General features: G+C 68.7%; 19 protein-coding genes. 9 read left to right on the forward strand and 10 right to left on the reverse strand.

Going from position 1 to position 16,143, the window contains the following annotated elements; all coding sequences use genetic code 11:
• Window position 1: 1 nt before the first annotated feature.
• The 6 genes from ACFWNN_RS37065 to ACFWNN_RS37090 all read right to left on the reverse strand — a co-directional run bounded on the left by ACFWNN_RS37065 (window position 2) and on the right by ACFWNN_RS37090 (window position 4,191).
• Complete coding sequence (locus tag ACFWNN_RS37065; RefSeq protein WP_382444621.1) at window positions 2-1,156, reverse strand: YcaO-like family protein; 1,155 nt, start codon at window positions 1,154-1,156, stop codon at window positions 2-4.
• Window positions 1,153-1,563: a hypothetical protein gene (locus ACFWNN_RS37070; protein ID WP_382444622.1), complete on the reverse strand. Its 411-nt coding sequence runs from the start codon at window positions 1,561-1,563 to the stop codon at window positions 1,153-1,155. The genes ACFWNN_RS37065 and ACFWNN_RS37070 overlap by 4 nt, the downstream gene beginning before the upstream one ends.
• A gap of 94 nt (window positions 1,564-1,657) precedes the next feature.
• The gene (locus ACFWNN_RS37075; protein WP_382444623.1) at window positions 1,658-2,452 is read right to left on the reverse strand and encodes a hypothetical protein; all 795 of its coding nucleotides are present in this window, start codon (window positions 2,450-2,452) and stop codon (window positions 1,658-1,660) included.
• Window positions 2,436-3,287, reverse strand: coding sequence for a MerR family transcriptional regulator (locus tag ACFWNN_RS37080; protein ID WP_382444624.1), 852 nt, complete (start codon window positions 3,285-3,287; stop codon window positions 2,436-2,438). The genes ACFWNN_RS37075 and ACFWNN_RS37080 overlap by 17 nt, the downstream gene beginning before the upstream one ends.
• A gap of 62 nt (window positions 3,288-3,349) precedes the next feature.
• Window positions 3,350-3,850: an amino-acid N-acetyltransferase gene (locus ACFWNN_RS37085; RefSeq protein WP_382444625.1), complete on the reverse strand. Its 501-nt coding sequence runs from the start codon at window positions 3,848-3,850 to the stop codon at window positions 3,350-3,352.
• 23 nt (window positions 3,851-3,873) lie between these two features.
• The gene (locus ACFWNN_RS37090) at window positions 3,874-4,191 is read right to left on the reverse strand and encodes a hypothetical protein (protein WP_382444626.1); all 318 of its coding nucleotides are present in this window, start codon (window positions 4,189-4,191) and stop codon (window positions 3,874-3,876) included.
• A 120-nt stretch (window positions 4,192-4,311) separates the two neighbouring features.
• Between ACFWNN_RS37090 and rimO the strand changes: the two genes are divergently transcribed.
• The 8 genes from rimO to ACFWNN_RS37130 all read left to right on the forward strand — a co-directional run bounded on the left by rimO (window position 4,312) and on the right by ACFWNN_RS37130 (window position 12,326).
• The gene (gene rimO, locus ACFWNN_RS37095) at window positions 4,312-5,715 is read left to right on the forward strand and encodes a 30S ribosomal protein S12 methylthiotransferase RimO (protein ID WP_382444627.1); all 1,404 of its coding nucleotides are present in this window, start codon (window positions 4,312-4,314) and stop codon (window positions 5,713-5,715) included.
• Complete coding sequence (pgsA, locus tag ACFWNN_RS37100; protein WP_382444628.1) at window positions 5,712-6,290, forward strand: CDP-diacylglycerol--glycerol-3-phosphate 3-phosphatidyltransferase; 579 nt, start codon at window positions 5,712-5,714, stop codon at window positions 6,288-6,290. Before rimO ends, pgsA begins: the two co-directional genes overlap by 4 nt.
• On the forward strand, window positions 6,287-6,760 hold the full coding sequence (locus ACFWNN_RS37105; protein WP_382444629.1) for a CinA family protein: 474 nt from the start codon (window positions 6,287-6,289) through the stop codon (window positions 6,758-6,760). Before pgsA ends, ACFWNN_RS37105 begins: the two co-directional genes overlap by 4 nt.
• Window positions 6,761-6,865: 105 nt before the next feature.
• Window positions 6,866-7,288 carry a helix-turn-helix domain-containing protein gene (locus ACFWNN_RS37110; protein ID WP_382444630.1) on the forward strand — a complete coding sequence of 141 codons (423 nt, stop codon included), beginning with the start codon at window positions 6,866-6,868 and terminating at the stop codon, window positions 7,286-7,288.
• A gap of 358 nt (window positions 7,289-7,646) precedes the next feature.
• Entirely contained in the window at window positions 7,647-8,495 is an 849-nt protein-coding gene (locus tag ACFWNN_RS37115; RefSeq protein ID WP_382444631.1) for a PspA/IM30 family protein, read from the forward strand.
• A 201-nt stretch (window positions 8,496-8,696) separates the two neighbouring features.
• Window positions 8,697-9,518 (forward strand): hypothetical protein, encoded by an 822-nt coding sequence (locus tag ACFWNN_RS37120; protein WP_382444632.1) that lies wholly within the window; start codon window positions 8,697-8,699, stop codon window positions 9,516-9,518.
• A gap of 236 nt (window positions 9,519-9,754) precedes the next feature.
• Window positions 9,755-10,939, forward strand: coding sequence for a uracil-xanthine permease family protein (locus tag ACFWNN_RS37125; RefSeq protein ID WP_382444633.1), 1,185 nt, complete (start codon window positions 9,755-9,757; stop codon window positions 10,937-10,939).
• Between the two features lie 172 nt (window positions 10,940-11,111).
• A complete protein-coding gene (locus ACFWNN_RS37130; RefSeq protein WP_382444634.1) occupies window positions 11,112-12,326 on the forward strand; it encodes a glycosyltransferase in 1,215 nt (404 codons plus the stop codon).
• Here ACFWNN_RS37130 and ACFWNN_RS37135 read toward each other — a convergent pair.
• The 3 genes from ACFWNN_RS37135 to ACFWNN_RS37145 are packed head-to-tail and all read right to left on the reverse strand — an operon-like array spanning window position 12,307 to window position 14,396.
• Window positions 12,307-13,284 (reverse strand): quinone-dependent dihydroorotate dehydrogenase, encoded by a 978-nt coding sequence (locus ACFWNN_RS37135; RefSeq protein ID WP_382444635.1) that lies wholly within the window; start codon window positions 13,282-13,284, stop codon window positions 12,307-12,309. The two genes, ACFWNN_RS37130 and ACFWNN_RS37135, sit on opposite strands and share 20 nt — an antisense overlap.
• Window positions 13,285-13,326: 42 nt before the next feature.
• Window positions 13,327-13,845 (reverse strand): hypothetical protein, encoded by a 519-nt coding sequence (locus ACFWNN_RS37140; RefSeq protein WP_382444636.1) that lies wholly within the window; start codon window positions 13,843-13,845, stop codon window positions 13,327-13,329.
• Window positions 13,845-14,396 (reverse strand): RNA polymerase sigma factor, encoded by a 552-nt coding sequence (locus ACFWNN_RS37145; RefSeq protein WP_382444637.1) that lies wholly within the window; start codon window positions 14,394-14,396, stop codon window positions 13,845-13,847. The genes ACFWNN_RS37140 and ACFWNN_RS37145 overlap by 1 nt, the downstream gene beginning before the upstream one ends.
• Window positions 14,397-14,464: 68 nt before the next feature.
• Between ACFWNN_RS37145 and ACFWNN_RS37150 the strand changes: the two genes are divergently transcribed.
• Window positions 14,465-14,902 (forward strand): hypothetical protein, encoded by a 438-nt coding sequence (locus tag ACFWNN_RS37150; protein WP_382444638.1) that lies wholly within the window; start codon window positions 14,465-14,467, stop codon window positions 14,900-14,902.
• On the opposite strand, the gene ACFWNN_RS37155 is transcribed toward ACFWNN_RS37150, so the two are convergent.
• The gene (locus tag ACFWNN_RS37155) at window positions 14,877-16,115 is read right to left on the reverse strand and encodes a cytochrome P450 (protein WP_382444639.1); all 1,239 of its coding nucleotides are present in this window, start codon (window positions 16,113-16,115) and stop codon (window positions 14,877-14,879) included. The two genes, ACFWNN_RS37150 and ACFWNN_RS37155, sit on opposite strands and share 26 nt — an antisense overlap.
• Window positions 16,116-16,143 lie beyond the last annotated feature (28 nt).

Genomic DNA, 16,143 nt, shown 5'->3' on the forward strand with positions numbered 1-16,143 from the left:
CTCACCCCAGGGGATGTGGTGCGGGATTGGGGAACGTGCCTGGTGACGCGTGCGGGTAGCGCCAGTCCAGCTCGCCGGTGCGGCCGGCGACGTGCGGCCAGTTGTGGTCGGAGTGCAGCGGCGCGAGGTCCGGGGAGAGCACCCGGACGCAGTGCAGGCCCACCGCGGAGAGTTCCGGCGTGGTCAGTTCGCGGTAGGCGAGACGGATGTCCGCGTTGGCCAGGGCGTGCACCAGTTCGGTCAGTTCTGCCGCTGTGCCTTGGGATTGCGCGTCTTCTGGTGGGTCCGCCTCGAAGCCTTGGAACCACGGCAGGGCGTCCCACTGCTCCGGGTTCGTGGCGTAGTAGGCGGCGTGCTTGTCGAAGTCCGTGACGTCGGTGATGGGCTCGGCGCCGTTGCGGGCCAGCCAGACCTCGATGAACACCGTGCCCTGGACCCATTCCTCGTAGGCCTTCCGCACGGCCTCTGCCGTGGTGGCGCGGCACGCCAGGCCCAGGGTCGGTCGTGGCTTGCCGGCGATCGGGAGCGAGCCCGCGACGGCCACCACCGGGTGCGGGCTGTAGGCCGGGGTCAGGTCGAACGCCTGGACGCCGTGCGGCAGGCCCGCCTCGAAGCGTTGCGGGGCGAGGGAGTGCAGCCAGGTCGTGGTGAACGCGTCGCGCTCGACGAGTTCCTGGACCGCGCGGAGCAGGGCACTGGTCGTGGACGGGCCCGCGGCGAGGCCCGATGACGTCGCCGGGAGGCCGTAGGACGGGTCCAGCGCGACCAGGCCCGCCGGGACGCGGATCGGTGTGTTGCCCGGGAGCGTCCACGCGGTGGTGTACCTCGTGTCGACGTATCCCTTGCGGTAGCGGTAGTTCGGGGACACGCGTTGCTCGACCGTGTGCAGGCTGAAGTGTTCCAGCGGCCAGCACTCGCCGGTGGTCGCGGTGTCGAGCTGTGCACGTGCGGCCGCATGGCGTTCGAGGGCCTCGGCGATGGCGGCTGTTCTCGTGGTGCCGCCGGAGGTTCCGCCCGTGGCGAAGGGTTCCGGCACCGCGGCCCAGCCCTCGACGTCCACATCGGACAGACTGTGCGGCACGGGCTGGAGCTGCGACACCACGCCCTGGCGCCAGCCGACGGCGCGTTCCGCGAGGGCCTCCGCCACGGTCCTCACGGCTTGCTCCGGTAGTGCCGGAAGATGCCGTAGCCGCACAGCAGGGCGCTGAGCACGTAGAGCACGCCGACCACCACCGCCGCGATCTCGTGGGTCGCCGCGATCGGGCCCAGCACCAGGAGCACGGCGAACGGTTCGACGCACCACAGGACGGTCCAGCCGAGCAACCTGCCGAAGCTGCGCCACGGCTTGGGCGACCGGGCGATGAACCCTGCCGCCACCGACCACGACAGGGCGGCTGTCGCCGCTGCCACCCACCAGCCCCAGTGCAGGTCGAAGACCGCGCCCATCGTCACGAACGGCAGCACGACGATGAGCAGCGGGAAGATCGCGGACGGCAGCACGAGCAGACTGCGGGGCTGCGGCAGGTGCTTGGTGTCCTCGCGCAGGGCCGCAGGGATCTGCACGGCGGCGCCCACCGAGGAAACGGCGCAGCAGCAACAACAACAGCAACAGGTGGGCGTCGCGGCGTTGGCGGCGGCCGCACCGGGTGAGAACTGGTCAGGTAACCGGACTGCCGTCGCGTTCAAGGTTCCCCCAAGGAAGTGACACTCGCCCGACCTCGACGGCCGGGCAGACCTCGCACCCGGCCGCGGGCAGCACGCTCTCGCGGGTCGTCGTGAACTCGTCGAGGTGGACGGTGACGACCGTGTCGAGCAGCGCCAGCGAGCCGTTGCGGATGTTCTGGATCGCTTGAAGAGCAAGAGAAACAGGGAAGTCGTGCGTCATCGCCGCCGGATGCGGGGGAGGCGGCGGATCCCCCCACCGCCGCCCCGCCCGCACCGCGAGGCACGCCAGGCACGCGCCGGCACCGGGCACCACGAAGGGCCCGACGGCGGCGGTGTGGTGGTACGCGAGGTCCAGCAACAGGTGCGGGACCTTCGTCTCGCGCGCCACCTCGATCAGGTCGACCAGCGTGCCGGTCGTCCGCACCACGAGCAGGAGATCCGGATTCTCGTTGTGCGGCAACAGCTCTGCCAGCCCGGCGGGTGCCTCTCCGACGAAGCGCGTGCCGACCCCCATCGGCTGGTGCGCTTCGCCCTGAGGCAACCCGGCCGGGCGGAGAGCGCCCAGGGTCCTCAGCTGGGCCAGGTACTGGCGAACCGGTTCCCCCAACCGGTTCTCGTCGACCGTTCGAGCCACTCCCCTCAAAACTGGCTCGAACAGTCCCGCCAGCGCCACGGCCACCGCCCTGGGCAGGTCCGGAATCAGGTACGCGAGATCAGCTCCCGCGTACACCACAAGGCCTTCGTCTCTCACTTGCGCGTGCCAGGCGGGATCAGCGACCAGGCTCATCCTCGTCCCCCCTTTGCAGGAAGCGTTCGATCTCCTGCTCGCTCGGCAGATCACCGGCCGGATCCATGAGGTTCTCGGCGATCGGCGGCAACGGCTGCTCGGCCCACGCGGGCTGGTAGTCGTCACTGGGCAACAACCCGTGCCGTGACGCGAACTCCTCCGCCGCGTCCCGGATGGACTCCCGCAGCGTCCCGACCACCGCGGTCTCCGCCGTGTACGTCAGCTCGACCAGCAACGCCCGCACGTTCTCGAGTTGGTTCTCATCCCCTGCTTTGCGCGCCAGTTCCGGCCAGAACTGCCGTTCGAACAACCGCACGAAGTCCGCCGCCACCGCGTCGGTCGCCGTGCGCAGGCGCGTGAAGCTGTCCATGACGTCATCGCTGGGCACCCTGAGGCCGGCCAGCCGACCGCCCGCTTCGAGTGCCCAGCGACGCGCGTGCGGCCAGCCGTACTTCCACCGCACCAAGCCCAACCGCATAGCCCGGAGGAGGAGTCGCGGTTGGACGTCTCCCATCGGAATCAGGTGCTTGATGTCGCGCACCTTGATCCGAACCCAGTCGTCGGGCCCCTCGGTCTCGCCCATGCCGAGCACCGCGGCGACCGACTCGCCCTTTTCCCTCGCCTGGATCAGTTCCGCGATCGCCGGCAACGAGAACCCCCGCTGCTGCAACCGCTGCACCAACGTCAACCGCTCGACGTGCGAGGCGTCGTAGTACGCCACGCGTCCCTGCCGTCTCGGCGCGTGCAGCACACCCTTCGTCTGGTACATGCGAATGGTGCTGCTGGGCAGGCCGATCCGGGCAGCGAGCTCGTCGACGGTCAGCGATTCGGACACGCCCCGAATCTTGGAGCGTGCCGTTCGTTGAGTCAAGACTCTTCGAGTATTTACTCGAAGAGTTACAACTCCAGGAGCATCCGGCTGTTGCCGAGCGTGTTCGGCTTCACGTAGCTGAGGTCGAGGAACTCGGCCACACCCTCGTCGACCGACCGCATGATCTCCTCGTAGACCTCGGGACTCACCGGCGTCCCTTCGATCTCCACGAACCCGTGCTTGTTGAAGAACTTGGTCTCGAACGTGAGGCAGAAGATGCGCCCGAGCTGCAGCTCCTTGGCCGTGGCGATGAGCTGGGCCACGATCCGGTGCCCCACCCCCTTGCCCAGCGCCAGCTGGGAGACCGCGACGGAGCGGATCTCGGCCAGGTCCTCCCACATGACGTGCAGGGCGCCGCACCCGAGCAGCTCGCCGTCCTCCTCGGCCACCCAGAACTCCTGGACCGCCTCGTAGAGCGTGACCAGGGGTTTGGCCAGCAGAACCTTGCCCGCGTATCCGTCGATCAACGCCTTCATGGCGCGCACGTCGCTGGTGCGGGCACGCCGCACGACTACCCCACTGGTCACAACCGTCAAGTATGGGCCGCGCCTCAGTAGGACTTCTCCTCAGGCGGTGGGTCGTCAGGTGGAGGTGTCTCGGGTGGAGGTGTCTCGGGCAGGGAGTGACCAGGAGCGTTCAACAACAGGCGGAGCAGCTCGACCGAGTGCTCGCGCTCGTCCTCGGTCTCGCTCTTGAGGGCGTGGTCGACCACCTTCTTCTCCAGGCCGGCACGACGGCGGTCGTGACCGGAGCGCACCCAGTCGCGGAACGCACGGGCCAGCTCGACCCACACGTGCCGGGTGAGCAGCGCGAACACGGCCAGCAGCACCGGCACCGCGTACCCCTGCTTCAGCAACTCGATGAGCACGGGCACAGGGTCCACGAGCACTGGACATCAGAAGTGGACGAAATGTGGGTGCCGTTCCTGGACATCGCCCTCGGCAGCGCGATTCCAGCGGTGGGACCTGGGCCGGTTACTCTGAGCGTCGTGTCTTCTCCCACCACTCCGCGACGCGTGTCGCTGCTGACCCTGGGCTGCGCCCGCAACGAGGTCGACTCCGAAGAGCTCGCCGGACGCCTCGGCGAGGGCGGCTGGGAGCTGGTGGACGAGGGCGCTGACGTCGTCGTCGTCAACACGTGCGGCTTCGTCGAGCAGGCCAAGAAGGACTCCGTCGACACGCTGCTCGCCGCGTCCGACACCGGGGCCAAGGTCGTGGCCGTCGGGTGCATGGCGGAGCGCTACGGCAAGGAGCTCGCGGACAGCCTCCCGGAGGCGGCCGCGGTCCTGGGCTTCGACCAGTACAACGACCTCGCCGAGCGCCTTCAGGACGTGTTGCACGGCAAGCCCGTCGAGTCGCACGTGCCGGTGGACCGCCGCACGCTGCTGCCGATCACGCCGGTGAAGCGCCAGGAGGCCAAGGACGCCGTTCAGGTGCCCGGCCACGGCTGGGGTCCGACCAAAACGCCCCGCAAGCGCCTCGACGACGCGCCCGTCGCGCCCCTGAAGATCGCAAGTGGCTGCGACCGGCGATGCAGCTTCTGCGCGATTCCGAGCTTCCGCGGCGCGTTCGTGTCGCGGCACCCCGACGAGATCGTCTCCGAGGCCATGTGGCTCGCCGAGAACGGCGTCAAGGAGCTCTTCCTCGTCAGCGAGAACTCCACGAGCTACGGCAAGGACCTGCCGCGCGACCAGGGTGCCCTCGAACAACTCCTTCCGCGCCTCGCGAGCATCCCCGGTGTCGAGCGCGTGCGCGTGAGCTACCTGCAGCCCGCGGAGACCAAGCCGAGTCTGGTGGCGGCCATCGCCAAGACCGACAAGGTCGCGAACTACTTCGACATGTCGTTCCAGCACTCCAGCGAGAACGTGCTGCGCCGCATGCGCCGGTTCGGGGACACGGACAGCTTCCTCAAGCTCGTGTGGCAGATCCGCGAGCACGCGCCCGAGGCCGGCATCCGCAGCAACTTCATCGTCGGCTTCCCCGGCGAGACGGAGGCGGACCTGCAGGAGCTCGAGCGGTTCCTCACGGAGGCGCGGCTCGACGCGGTCGGCATCTTCGGCTACTCCGACGAGGACGGCACCGAGGCCGAGGAGCTCGACGGCAAGCTCGACGCGGACGTCATCGCGGAGCGGGTGCAGCGGATCGGCAACCTCGTCGAGGAGCTCACCAGCCAGCGCGCGGAGGACCGGGTCGGCACCGAGGTCACCGTGCTGATCGAGACCGAGGAAGACGACGAGAACGACTGCGTCGGCCGCGCGGAGCACCAGGCGCCCGAGGTCGACGGCGAGTGCATCGTGCTCGAGGCCGAGGGGCTCCAGCGCGGCGACTTCGTGCGCTGCCGGGTGGTCGACTCCGAGGGCGTGGACCTGATCGTCGAGGTAATCGGGACATGACAGAAGCCCGGAAGGTCCCGCTGCTCAACGTCGCGAACATCCTCACGATGGCGCGGCTGGTACTCGTTCCGGTCTTCCTGTTCTCCCTGTTCGAAGCGGGCGGCTTCGACACGACGTGGCGCCTGATCGCGTTCGCCGTCTTCGCGGTCGCGAGCTTCACCGACCACATCGACGGCACGCTCGCGCGCAAGCACGGGCTCATCACCGACTTCGGCAAGATCGCCGACCCGATCGCGGACAAGGCGCTCACCGGCTCGGCGCTGGTCGGGTTGAGCATCCTCGACGTGCTGCCGTGGTGGATCACGATCGTCATCGCCGTGCGCGAGATCGGCGTGACTCTGCTGCGGTTCTGGGTGATCCGCTACGGCGTCATCCCGGCGAGCCGCGGCGGCAAGGCCAAGACGTTGGCCCAGGTCATCGCCATCGGGCTGTTCGTGCTGCCGCAGAACGACGTGCTCCAGCTGATCGCGTGGGTGATCATGGCGGTCGCGCTCGTGCTAACCATCGTCACGGGAATCGACTACGTCATCCGCGCGTTCAAGTTGAAGGCGAGGGCAGGGAGGGCGGTGGTATGAACGTCGTCGAACTGCTCAAAGCGAGGAACCAGACCGTCGCCACGGCCGAGTCGCTCACCGCGGGTCTGCTGTGCGCGACGATCGTCGACACACCGGGGGCGAGTGCCGTGGTCCGCGGTGGGTTGATCGTCTACGCCACCGAGCTCAAGCACGAGCTCGCGGACGTGGATCAGCAGTTGCTCGACGAGCACGGGGCCGTGCATCCCGACGTCGCGATCCAACTGGCCGAAGGCGCCAAGAAAAGGTGCAAATCGGACTGGGGAATCGGGCTCACCGGGGTCGCCGGACCCGATCCGCAGGACGGTGTGCCCCTGGGAACGGTCCACATCGGCTTGAGCGGACCTGGAGTGTCCACAGTGCGGACAATCACTCTCAGTGGTGATCGTTCTGCTGTGCGTCGGGGGTCGGTGGAAAAAGCCCTGGTCCTGCTCTCGGATTACCTGCTGATGACCGACGCCGGGAACAAATGATGACTCCGCGTTCGTTCGCCCTTGGCGGACGTGTTCGGAAGTCAGTGCCCGTTGTCGGTGTCGATCGGTAACGTAGGGACACGGCCGGCCGGAAGGAGGCGCGCGATGACCGTGCTGCTACGCGAGGCGATCGGTGATCGGCTTCGCCATGCCCGCACCAACCAACGCCGCACGCTGCGCGAGGTCTCTCGGACCGCCCGCGTGAGCCTGGGGTACCTGTCCGAGGTGGAGCGCGGCCGCAAAGAGGCCTCCAGCGAGCTCCTCTCGGCCATCTGTGACGCGTTAGAGCTTCCGTTGTCCGAACTGCTGCACCACGTCGCCTCCGACATCGGCGCCGTCCAGCAGACGCCGGACACGGTGCCCGACACCGTTCCGGACGGACGTTCGGACGGACGCAAGCTGGAGGGTGGCCGCGTGCTGCCGTCCACGCTCTCGGACGACCTGTCCGATCTGCGCCTGCAGCCCATGCTCAGTCACAGGCTCACGAGCAAGATCGGCGAGAAGCCCAAGGCCGTCGCTGCGGCATAACCCCATGTCATCCACGACCCCGTGCGCCCTCTGGCGTGCGGGGTCGCCTGCATTCGGGTGAACTCACGAAGCCTGTGGCCCCCGCCACGTGACGGTCTGCAACAAGATTGCCTCTTCGTACGTTCAACTGACAACGACGGCAGCGGGCTGAACGGCAGGCAACGGCTTGGCATCAGCACGCTGGGTCACCGCGTCTCGGGACGCGGGTGCGGGCAGGATTGGCACGTTGCAAGGCGTGTCTACCTAAGTCCCGGGGTGGGTCAGGGTGTTCCCGGATATCTCCCCATGTCGGTGGATACGCCGACGCACAATTGAGACGATGGATCCAACACCGGCACCGAGAAGGCAGGCGTAGGAGATGGCCAGTCCGTTCGTGAAGTTCTGGAAGTACCTGATGGCGTCGTTCTCGTCGAAGATCGACGAGCACGCTGACCCCAAGGTGCAGATCCAGCAGGCCATCGAGGAGGCGCAGCGTCAGCACCAGGCGCTCTCCCAGCAGGCGGCAGCAGTCATCGGCAACCAGCGTCAGCTGGAGATGAAGCTGAACCGCCAGCTCGGCGACGTCGAGAAGTTGCAGGCCTCCGCACGTCAGGCGCTCGTGCTCGCCGATGAGGCGCGCGCGAAGGGCGACGAGCAGAAGGCCGCCCAGTTCGAGAACGCCGCGCAGGGCTTCGCCACCCAGCTCGTCACGGCCGAGCAGGGCATCGAGGACCTCAAGACGTTGCACGACCAGTCGCTGCAGGCCGCCGCACAGGCCAAGCAGGCGGTCGAGCGCAACTCGATGATGTTGCAGCAGAAGCTGGCGGAGCGCACCAAGCTCCTCAGCCAGCTCGAGCAGGCGAAGATGCAGGAGCAGGTCTCCGCGTCGCTGAACCAGATGAGCGAGCTCGCGGCGCCCGGCAACGTGCCGTCGCTCGAAGAGGTCCGCGACAAGATCGAGAAGCGCTACTCGACCGCGCTCGGGTCCGCGGAGCTCGCCCAGAACTCCGTGCAGGGCCGGATGCTCGAGGTGCAGGCCTCGACCACCCAGCTCGCCGGTTCGTCGCGGCTGGAGCAGATCCGCGCGTCCATGCACGGCGGCCAGTCGAGCACCCCGCAGCAGGTCACGGCGGGCAACAGCGCGGCCGCGCAGATCCAGGCCGAGATCGCGCAGCGCGTTCAGTCGGAGCAGAAGACCCAGCAGCAGGTCCCGCCCGCCCAGAACTGATCTGGGCGACGGGCCTGCTCCCTGGGCCCGTGTCCGCGATAGGCGGGCCTGAGGCGGCCCCTGGAGGCACGGGCGGACGACCCACGTACAACACCGGTACGCGGCTCGTCCGCCCGCACCACCAGGAACCACCTCAGGCGCGCCTCTCATCGAACGAGGCCCAGGGAGCAGGCCCTGGGCAGGAGGAGTCAGCAGGTGATCATGGAGCCCTGGAGAAACCGTCCCAACAACGAGATCGTCCGCAAGGTCGTTAACGAGTTGGGTGCGTCGCTCCAGGGCCACCCGCTGGCCGAGCAGGCGCGTTACCGCCTGCAGAAGTGGAACGACCCGGTCGCGAAGCTCGAACGCCGGCGCAAGCGCACCAACGCCGTGCTGACGTTCTGGCTGATCGTGATCACGATGCTCGGCACCCTCGCGGTGCTGGGCTTCATCGGCGTGCTCGGCACGTGGGCCGCCGTCACCGGCTCGATCGGCGCGGCGGTGCCCGCCGTCCTCGCCGTGCGCAGCGGGTTCAAGCTGAAGGAGATCGGCGTCGCCCGGCAGCGCCTCGCGTTGTCGCCGCCGCCCGCTCCCCGGCCGCCGCTGCCCGCGCACATCTCGTCCGCGCGGGTGCCCATGGAGAAGCTCCACAGCGCCGAGGACGCGATGACGCAGCTGCTCGTGCAGCTCGACTCGCCGGCGCTCACGTCGATGCCCACCGAGTCCGTCCAGCAGGCCCGTCAGACCGCCCAGGAGGCCTCCTCGGCGATCCGCGCGGTCTCGGCGCAGTTGCAGGCCGTCGAACGCGCTCGCGACAACGCGCCGCACCTGGAGCGCGCGTCGTTGGTCGAGGGCGTGCGAGTGCTGCGGATCCAGCTCGCGGACGGCGTGGACCGCTACTGTGCGTTGGTCGCCGAGGCCGGCAAGGCCCTGGCGGCGAGCACGCAGTTCCAGAACCCGGCCGAGGTGCTGGACGACGCGACCGATCACATGGCCGGTTTGGCGTCTGCGATGCGGGACGTCTCAGGCTATTCAGCGTACTGAATGTAACGCTCCGTAGTTGGTTACGGCTATTCGGCGAGTCTCTCTGGAGATCTTTGCTGCAATCGTGTGATTATCGGACTGTTATCTAGCCGTAGCCGCTACATGGCGTGGCAGGATCTCGGGGCCGGTCTGCGGGAAGTCCGGCTGAATTGCCGGGAGGCAGTGCATTGGCGTTGTGGACCGTGCACGGGGACGGTCGGATCACCGACAGTGAAACCGTCGCACCCCAGGAGAGGGTGAGCTGGCCGCTCACCATCGGGTTCGGAGTGCAGCACCTCGTCGCCATGTTCGGCGCCACGGTGATCGTGCCCACCGCCACCGGTCTCCCCGTCGCCACCACGCTGCTGTTCTCCGGCCTCGGCACGCTGCTGTTCCTGGTGATCACCAAGAACCGGGTCCCGAGCTACCTCGGCTCGTCGTTCGCCTTCGTCGCGCCCCTCATCGCCGCCCGCGAGCAGGGCATCGCGGCGCAGCTCGGCGGGGTCGTCGCCGCCGGCCTGCTGGTGATCGTCGTCGGCATCGCGGTCAAGGCGCTCGGCGTGCGGCTGCTGGAGTCGGTCATGCCGCCGGTCGTCACCGGTGCCGTCGTGATCCTCATCGGCCTGAACCTCTCGCGGCAGGCCACCTCGAACTTCGGCGAGCAGCCGTTGCTCGCCGGTCTCACGACCGTGGTGATCCTGCTGGCCGGCGTGCTGGGCCGCGGTCTGGTGTTCCGGTTCTCGGTCCTGATCGGCTTCGTGGCGGTCTGGATGGGCGGCCTCGCGTTCGGTGCCGTGCCGTCCGCCCGGATCGCCGAGCTGCGCGAGGCGGCCTGGGTGGGCCTGCCGCGGCTCTACCAGCCGGAGCTGCGGCCGTCGGTCGTGCTGCTGATGCTGCCCGTGGTGATCGTGCTGGTGGCCGAGGTCGTCGGGCACGTGAAGGCCGTCGCGGCGCTGACCGGCCGCAACCTCGACGGCAGCGCGGGTGACGCGATCATCGCCAACGGCCTGTCGACCGCGTTGTCCGGCCTCGGCGGCGGCGCGGGCACCACGACGTACTCCGAGAACATCGGCGTGATGGCCGTGACCCGCGTCTACACGACGGCGGCGTTCGCGTTCGCCGGCGTGTTCTCGGTGCTCCTGGCGTTCTCCCCGAAGGCCATCGCGCTGTTCGGCACCATCCCGCCGGGGGTGCTGGGCGGCTGCACGCTCGTGCTCTACGGCCTGATCGTGCTGGTCGGCGTGCGGATCTGGATGGACCGCGGCGTCGACCTGGCGAGCCCGGTCAACGCGATGGTCGGCGGCGCCGCGCTGGTGGCCGGTGTCGGTGACCTGACCATCGAGATCGGCGACCTGGAGCTCGGCGGCATGGTGTGGGGCTCGCTCCTGGTCGTGATCCTGCACCCGGTGATGCGCTGGCTCAGGGCTGCGCGCCGTAACTAGCCACCACACGTTGGTGTGGTTTCCGTGACTCCACTTCGGACCGATCCAGTTTCCGGTCCACTGGAGGGAGTTCGGTCATGGTCGCCGCGTACTACGTGGTGCTCTTCTTCGCCTGCGCCATCATCGCGGGCAGTCTGGTCGCCACACGCATCCGGTTGCTGCGTCACCGCCGATGACATCCTTCGCGTGGTTGATGGTGCCGCTCGCGATGATCGGCGTGGTGCGCGTGTGTGTCGTCCTGGTGGCGGCTGACCTCTACGACCTCTCGTTGTTCCGTTCACGTCCATTGCCTTACACGCCAACGGTGTGGGTCGTGATCCCCGCGTACAACGAGGAGCTGTGCGTCGCACGGGCGGTTCAGTCCGTTTTGGACAGTTGCTACGACGACGTCTCCGTGATCGTGGTGGACGACGGTTCCACGGACGGCACGGTGGCCGCTCTTCACCGCTTCGGCGAGCGCGTTCAGGTCGTCTCGCAGGAGAACGCGGGCAAGGCGGCGGCGATCAACGCCGGCATGCACCTCGTCGGCGACGGCCTGGTGATGGTGCTGGACGCCGACTCGACGTTGTCCCGCAGCGCCGTCACGAAGATGGTCGCGCACTTCGCCGACCCGATGGTGCTCGCGGCGGCGGCCAACGTGAAGATCGCCGACCAGCGCGGCGCGCTGGGGTGGGTGCAGCGGCTGGAGTACGCGGTCGTGCACCGGCTCAAGCAGGGTTACACGGTCTTCAACTGCGAGTACGTCATCGGCGGTGTGGGGTCGATGTTCCGCACGTCGATCGTGCGCGCGTGCGGCTACTTCGACACGGACACGATGACCGAGGACATCGACTTCTCGATGAAGATCCTGTCCATGCGCGGGAACTACGACTGGCGCATCATCTTCGCGGCCGACGCCATCGCGTACACGCAGGCCGTGCCGTCGCTCAAAGGCCTGCTGCGGCAACGGTTCCGGTGGAAGTTCGGGCGCTTGCAGGCGTTCTACAAGCACCGCTCGCTCTTCTTCGGCCGCACGTGCTCGCGGCTGCTCACCTGGGTGCACCTGCCGTACACGGCGGCGGGGGAGGTGCTCGTGCTGTTCGAGCCCGTGTTCATCTACGTCGTCATCAGCGCGACGTTCCAGACGGGCTGGTTCACCGGCATCCTGCTGCTGTGTTCGGTGTACACGGGCGTGGCGCTGTTCACCATCATCGGCGATCTGACCGAACCGTGGCGCGCCAAGGCTCCGTTGCTCGCCTTGGCGCCGTTGGCCTACCCGCTGCTGATGGTGATCGTGTTCGTGGACTTCGTGGCCGTGCTGCGCTCGTTGTTCACGGTCCTGCGCGGCTACCGTCCGGTCGGCCGCTGGGAACACGTCGAGCGCACGCTCACCTCAGTGCCCGGTTGATCCGCGACACCAGGCCGGGGCCCTCGTAGATGAACCCGGTGTAGATCTGCACCAGGCTCGCCCCGGCGTCGATCATGCGCTTCGCGTCGTCGGCGGTGCGGATGCCGCCGACGCCGATCACCGGCAGGTCGCTGTTCTTGGTGATGAACCGGACCACGTCGTTCGCGCGCTGGGTCAGCGGCCGGCCGCTCAGACCGCCGGTCTCCGCCTTGTGCGCGCTGACGAGGCCCTCGCGGCTGAGGGTGGTGTTCGTGGCGATGAGGCCCTTGATGCCGTTGTCGACGCACACCTGGATGACCTCGGCGATGGCGTCGTCGGTGAGGTCGGGCGCGATCTTGACCAGCATCGGCTTGTCGGTGGCGGCGGTGAGGGCCTGAACGAGCTCGGTCAGCGCGCCCTTGTCCTGGAGGCTGCGCAGGCCGGGCGTGTTCGGCGAGCTGACGTTGATCGCGTAGTAGTCGCCGTGGTGCTTCAGCGCGTTCAGCGAGTCGAGGTAGTCCTGCACGGCGTCCTCGACCGGCGTGATCTTGGACTTGCCGAGGCTGATGCCGAGCGGCGCCTTCAACGGCGTGTGGTCGAGCTTCGCGGCAAGCGCTTGCGCACCCGCGTTGTTGAAGCCCATCCGGTTGATGATCGCCTCGTCCTCGCGCAGGCGGAACAGCCGCGGCTTCGGGTTGCCCGGCTGCGCGTGCCACGTGACGGTGCCGACCTCGACGAACCCGAACCCCAGCGCGGCCCACGCCGGCAGCGCGCGCCCGTCCTTGTCGAGGCCCGCGGCGAGCCCGACCGGGTTCGGGAAGCGGACACCGAAGACGGTGCGCGGGTTGTTCTGGTTGCGGGCGAACCGCGCCAGCGGGCTCAGCCGCTCCATCATGGCGAGCGTGGTCTCGTGGACCCGCTCCGCGTCGCCGCCGTGCATTCCGAACAACGCCCTGCGAACCACCTGCTTGTACACCACGCGCCCACCCTATAACGGCAGCTCAGGGCGGGCGCGCGGCACCTAGCTCCCGACCTCTCGCAGGCAGTCCGGGGCGGGGTCGCGGATCGGTCCGGTGTAGCCCAGCCCGTTGCCGCGGTTCGGCAGGTTCGAGATGCCCAGCAGCACCTTGTAGCCGTCGGGCAGGTCGCCCGGCCGGAACGTCAGCGACCCGTCCTCGCCGTGGTCCGGCAGCCGGTAGTCGCGCGCGTCCATCTTGCTCTCGTCCAGGTCGGCGCAGTCCCGCGACATCGGCACGGCCTTCGCGTTGATCCCGTACTCGCGCAGCTTCGCGTTGGCCCCGTCCACGCCTTTGATGTCCTTGATGGTGACCGTGACCGTGCCGTCGGCGTTCTTCGTCACGGCGTACGCGGGCGAGTCGTTGTTGACGATCGCCACGGTCGCCACCCCGGCCAGCACGAGCGCACCAGCAGCCACGAGCAACGGCCGTGTGGACCTCACGGGCCGTTCAGGCGCCTCCTCGACCGTCTCGCCGTGCTCGCGCATCAGGTCGTTGAGCAGCTTGTCCTTGAACGTCGTCATCACTGTCCCCCGTCCGCGAGAGCGCGCACCTTGCCACGCGCCCTGAAGAGCCTGAGCCGCAGCGCGCCGGACGACATGCCCAGCACCGTCGCGGCGTCCTTCGGCGCCATCCCCACCAGGTCCACGAGCTCGATCACCTCGCGGTCGGTGGCGCTCAACGCGGACATGGCCGCGATCAGCTCGCGCCCGGCCCGTTCCGCGTCGATCCGCGCGACCAGCTCCGCGATCTCGTCGCCGTCGAGCACTCGCCGTCCCCGGATGCGCGCGACCACGTCCCGTCCGCGCGTGACGGTCTCGCAGTGCTGGGCGAACACCCGCCGTGCGATGCCGAGAACCCAGCCTCGTGCCGTGCCCCGTGCACGGTCGAACGTCGCGAACGACGTGATGGCGGCGACGAACGTGTCCGAGGTCAGGTCGGCGGCCGTCTGCGGATCCGACGTGCGCCGCGCGAAGTACGCCATGACGACGTCGAACTCGGCCTCGTAGAGCTCCTCGAACGCGCGCGCCGCACGCGTGGGAGACGCTGGTGGTGGATGTCGTGGTGCTGTCATCGGCTGACTCACGCTAATGGTTGCCGACTTCGAGCACCTGCGTTACATCCCTGGGCATCATGAACGGCATGGGGGATCTCACGGACGAAGCGCGCGCTCTGCTCGCAGGCGGCGCTACCGCACAAGAAGCGTTCATCGCACTGTGGCGACCTGACCGGCCGTACTACGACGTGACGCTGGCCGTCAGCGTGGCGTTGGGCAACCCGGTCGAGTACGTGCTCAAGAGGCTCGAACCGAAGTCGGACTGGAAGGACGAGCCGCTCGCCGACGAGATCGAGGACTGGGCCGAGCTGATGGAGGGGTCGGGCTACTTCGACCTGCACGTCGAGCTGACCACCGAGCAGCGGCTGGAGGCGGAGGAGCTGCGCCGGGGCTTCCGCGAGCTGCTGCCGATGCCGTCCGGGTACGCGCATTACTTCCTGCGCCTGATGGACGCGGGCCACCTGCCCGGCGCCCGGCAGGAGCTGGACCGGCTGCGCGCTAGAAGGTCGGCTTCGCGACCTTGATCGTCGCCTGCTCGTCCAGCGGCATCTTCGGCTTGGCCAGGAACGTCACCGGCAACGCCCGCAGCCCGCGGCTCCCGAGCGACACCCGCCACCCCAGCGGCTGGGACGTGTCGAGCGCCAGCCCCGCGCACCGCGACAGCAGCGTCTTGAACGCCACCTCGCCCTCCAGCCGGGCCAGCGGCGCGCCCAGGCAGAAGTGGATGCCGTGCCCGAACGCCAGGTGCTGCCGGTCCGCCCGCTCGATGTTGAGCTGGTCGGCGCGCGGGTAGCGGTTCGGGTCGTGCTCGGCCGACGCCAGCGACAGCAGCACGACGTCGCCCGCCGGGATCTGCACGCCACCGATGGTCAACGGCTGGGTGGCGAACCGCAGCAGGTGCGAGGTCGGGCCGTCGAACCGCAGGAACTCCTCGATCGCGCCGGGCAGCAGCGACGAGGAGCGCTGGAGCAGTTCGAGCTGCTCGGGGTGGCGCAGCAACGCCAGCGCGCCGTTGCCGACCAGGTCGACGGCGGTCGTGTAGCCCGCCACGAGCAGCAGGAACGCGAGCGACGCCAGTTCGTCGTCGCTCAGCGCGGTCTCGCCGGTCGCGCGCGCCAGGCCGCCGATCAGGTCGTCGTCGCCGGACGTCCGCTTGTGCGTCACGAGGTCGCGCAGGTACCCGGAGGTCTCCTCGCGCGCGGACGACGCGTCACCGTCGGCGAGGCCCGTGACGACGTCGGCCCAGTAGCGGAAGTTCTCCTGGTCGACGGACGGCACGCCGAGCAGTTCCATGATCACGGTGATCGGCAGCGGGGCCGCGAAGTCCGCGATCAGGTCGCACCGGCCGTCCGCGAACTCGTCCGCGAGCTGCGTCGCCACCTGCTCGATCCGGGGGCGCAGCGCCGCGATGCGCCGGGGCGTGAGCTGGCTCGACACCGCGCGCCGCAGCCGCGTGTGGTCGGGCTCGTCGCTGTTCATCATGTGGTCCGACAGGTCGCCGAACCACCACGACGCGAAGTGCGGATGGCCGCGCAGCGGTTCGGCGAGCGCCTTGCCGTGGGAGGACAGCAGCGGGTTGTCCAACGCGGCGCGCACGTCGGGGTACCGGGTCACGAGCCACATCGGCACGCCGAAGGTCTCGACCCTGTGCACGGGGCCCGCGTCGCGCAGGCTCTTGAGCACGGCGTAGGGGTCGTCGGTGAAGCCGGGGCGCAGCGCATCCAGATTTACCGCCATATTGGGGGACACGGGCGGGAGCGCGTCT

The sequence above is a fragment of the Lentzea sp. NPDC058450 genome, from assembly GCF_042721395.1.
In the GTDB taxonomy this organism is placed as follows: Bacteria; Actinomycetota; Actinomycetes; order Mycobacteriales; family Pseudonocardiaceae; genus Lentzea.

What these genes read in the sequence shown, in the direction of transcription:
- ACFWNN_RS37150 (WP_382444638.1), top strand. Translation starts at nt 14,465, where the DNA reads ATGGGGGATCTCACGGACGAAGCGCGCGCTCTGCTCGCAGGCGGCGCT.
- ACFWNN_RS37145 (WP_382444637.1), bottom strand. Translation starts at nt 14,396, where the DNA reads ATGACAGCACCACGACATCCACCACCAGCGTCTCCCACGCGTGCGGCG.
- ACFWNN_RS37115 (WP_382444631.1), top strand. Translation starts at nt 7,647, where the DNA reads ATGGCCAGTCCGTTCGTGAAGTTCTGGAAGTACCTGATGGCGTCGTTC.
- ACFWNN_RS37130 (WP_382444634.1), top strand. Translation starts at nt 11,112, where the DNA reads ATGACATCCTTCGCGTGGTTGATGGTGCCGCTCGCGATGATCGGCGTG.
- ACFWNN_RS37110 (WP_382444630.1), top strand. Translation starts at nt 6,866, where the DNA reads ATGACCGTGCTGCTACGCGAGGCGATCGGTGATCGGCTTCGCCATGCC.
- pgsA (WP_382444628.1), top strand. Translation starts at nt 5,712, where the DNA reads ATGACAGAAGCCCGGAAGGTCCCGCTGCTCAACGTCGCGAACATCCTC.
- ACFWNN_RS37075 (WP_382444623.1), bottom strand. Translation starts at nt 2,452, where the DNA reads ATGAGCCTGGTCGCTGATCCCGCCTGGCACGCGCAAGTGAGAGACGAA.
- ACFWNN_RS37140 (WP_382444636.1), bottom strand. Translation starts at nt 13,845, where the DNA reads ATGACGACGTTCAAGGACAAGCTGCTCAACGACCTGATGCGCGAGCAC.
- ACFWNN_RS37155 (WP_382444639.1), bottom strand. Translation starts at nt 16,115, where the DNA reads ATGGCGGTAAATCTGGATGCGCTGCGCCCCGGCTTCACCGACGACCCC.
- ACFWNN_RS37120 (WP_382444632.1), top strand. Translation starts at nt 8,697, where the DNA reads ATGGAGCCCTGGAGAAACCGTCCCAACAACGAGATCGTCCGCAAGGTC.
- ACFWNN_RS37105 (WP_382444629.1), top strand. Translation starts at nt 6,287, where the DNA reads ATGAACGTCGTCGAACTGCTCAAAGCGAGGAACCAGACCGTCGCCACG.